The organism is Bradyrhizobium nivariense, assembly GCF_029846695.2.
GTDB lineage: Bacteria > Pseudomonadota > Alphaproteobacteria > Rhizobiales > Xanthobacteraceae > Bradyrhizobium.
Map to the genome: position 1 here is coordinate 1 of NZ_JARWCR020000160.1, position 2755 is coordinate 2755.

The 2755-nt window shown below is 57.1% G+C and carries 1 protein-coding gene and 1 pseudogene; both read right to left on the reverse strand.

Annotated elements, in window-relative coordinates; all coding sequences use genetic code 11:
* Positions 1-136: 136 nt before the first annotated feature.
* Positions 137-448: pseudogene (locus QCM77_RS45565) on the reverse strand (transposase); the annotation flags it as partial.
* A 2104-nt stretch (positions 449-2552) separates the two neighbouring features.
* The coding region (locus tag QCM77_RS45570; protein ID WP_280097096.1) for a hypothetical protein at positions 2553-2755 on the reverse strand (203 nt) is incomplete at its 5' end.

The window sequence follows — 2755 nt, forward strand, 5'->3', positions numbered from 1 at the left end:
ACAAAGCGGCTGCATCTTCGCCCACTGGGCGTCCGTCAAAACGAATCGCTGCATCCAAAACTCCTTTCGGAGCTTGAATCACGGACGTTCCAATCTGTGAATCCTGAATCTCAACAGACCCTAGAGCAGATACTGATCAGACACGATCATAACCGGCCGCGGCGAAGAAGTTCAGGCACTCTTGGGCGGTGAAGGCGGCCAGGGCGAGGACGATAGCGTTGTCCAAAGCCTCGATTGATCTGGCGGCGGCCTTTCGAAGGGCGGCTTTGAGCTTTGCGAAGGCCATTTCGATCGGATTGAGGTCGGGTGAATAAGGCGTCAGATAGAGGAGCTGAGCGCCCGCCGCGTCGATTGCGGTGCCGACCTCGGCCCGCTTGTGTGCTGCGAGATTGTCCATCACCACGATGTCGCCGGGCCTGAGTGTTGGCACGAGGACTTGCGTCACGTAACGCAGCGGGAAAACCTGGGACCACTGGCTAATTCCGCTTTCCGACCGTCCAATTAGCACACCAGTAACGGTGAATTAGGACACCGAGTTTTAGAGTGCCTTCGTTCGGTCGTCGCACACCCGGACATCCTTTTGGTACGCTTGGGCCCCAGCTCCGATCTCAACCCGGAGTTGGGGTCTTTGCGTTCGGACCATCTGAAAGCAAGAACGCCGCCCGCTTAAATGTACCGCGGGCGGCGGCTTTCCAGCCTCAGGGGGATGATGCAAAACCCCGGTAAACCTTCGTCTGCATACCTGGGGCGGGACACCCGCCCACGCGCATTGATATTTGTTATGGCGGGACCCCGCTGGGCCGGTCGCCTGGTCGCGAGGGCCTTGGAAGAACTCCTAGATTGCGCCGATCTTCACGCAGATTGCGTGGGCGATCATGAAGATGGGTAGTGCGAAGAGGAACACACGATCGCGTTCCGCGCGTTCTTCTCGACTAGACATCCTATCGCTCCGCCTTTAATCCGATCTCCGACCAGCCACCAGCCTTAGGCCCAGACCGCCCATCGTCCTGGTCCGCAATCCATGTAGCCAATCCAGCGAATTGCTCGGGCTCAAGGCGCACGAGGCTCCGTCGCGCCTCCACATGGATCCAATTCTATTGGGACTTCGCGATTGTTCTATGGATTCGCCCACAGTTCGGCCCAAAACTCCCATTGGACGTTCAGCCGATGCCGCTCCTGCCGCCTCCAACGCTTCCGGTAGCAGGAACTTCGCCGGTATTGCCTCGGCAGACGATTTGTTACCGTCCCAACGCACGCGATGCCAGCCGCTCCTAGACTTGCTTTCGATGACGCCGCGGCGATATCTCCAGCGCACGTGAAGCTTTGGATTAGCCACCATCCAGCGCACGCCGTCCTCTGTCAGCATCACTAGATCGCCGCGCTTCAAGCAGGAAGATCCCGACATGCCGATCCCCTATCGATAACCGAGAACTGCCAAGTCGATTCAGAGTCACCGCTCGATCCGCTGCATCAGACCAAGATCATCAGGGCCGCCGCGTTTCCGATTCCGAGCAATACGAGAATGCTTTCCAGCATCGCGAATCAAGCTCCGCCCGTGACACGCCAATTATGAGAAACCGGCGACTGAGCGAAAGTCATCCTTTGGTTTATCCCCCGGAAGCACCCGGCAACGCGGACATCAAGCTAACGAGCGAGTTCAGTTGAGATTCGCTCTGGAAAGAGCGAGCATCGCTACCTACCGGACAATTGCCGGTCCGGACCGCCCTGCCGAAACCGTTGAGCGACTATTTCCGTTGGGAGGCTTCGTTTAAGCCGACTACTCGGCCGCGCAGAGGGATGCACATGGATCAGCCCCAATGACCAAGCTCGCGCCCTAAAGTATCGGCGCCTTGCTCTATCTGAGTCAGACCTGGCCGACGTTGCGGGAACCGCAACCATGGATTTGAAAACAGAGAGGATTGCACTTGGCATACGTTTTAAGATCAGCGAGCTCGGAGAAAATCATTGCCCAGCACTGGCTGGCATGTTGGTGTCGCATAAGCCCCGTTCAACCGGCGTTACCGTTCTGTTCGATGGGGCTCAGCGACCAACGCTCGTGCTTCGGGATTACATCAGCCTCAAATCTGATCAGGATTAACGATCGCTCGTTCCATTACTGGGTCATCCTGGTGGGTATCCCACTCAAAAGGGTCGGGGTCACTGGCGCATCTTAATTTGCTCTGTGTACAGTCGCAAATTTGTCGCAACTGCGGACAAGTTCTTCCATTTTCCCTGCTGCAATAGGTTGTAATTTCCACCACGGTCACCTCGGAAGGAGGCAGGACTTATGGAAATTATTCGCGCTGAGAAGATTTGCGTTGTCGAGGACAACTCAAGCAGAAGCTGCCGATTCTGCGGCAAGAAAATGAAGCTTGTACGAACAGTGGTGGACTCTGAGTCCGGAGGCATCACTCACATGTTCGAATGCGGGTGCGGAAAGCGCTTGTGGGAAGACTAAGGCGCACCTCTCGACGGGGCGCCTAGCCGGGCCCATAACTCCCGAGGATCTCCGGCTGCATGCGTCGCCCTGGTCTCGGCCGCCTTGCAGGATTTCATCGCCGCCAATGCCAGCCGACGCCATGGCCTTCAGCTGATGCTGCCTCTGCGCGGCGCTGCTGCTTGACCCGTGCTAGGGTCTGTTGAGATTCAGGATTCACAGATTGGAACGTCCGTGATTCAAGCTCCGAAAGGAGTTTTGGATGCAGCGATTCGTTTTGACGGACGCCCAGTGGGCGAAGATGCAGCCGCTTTGTTT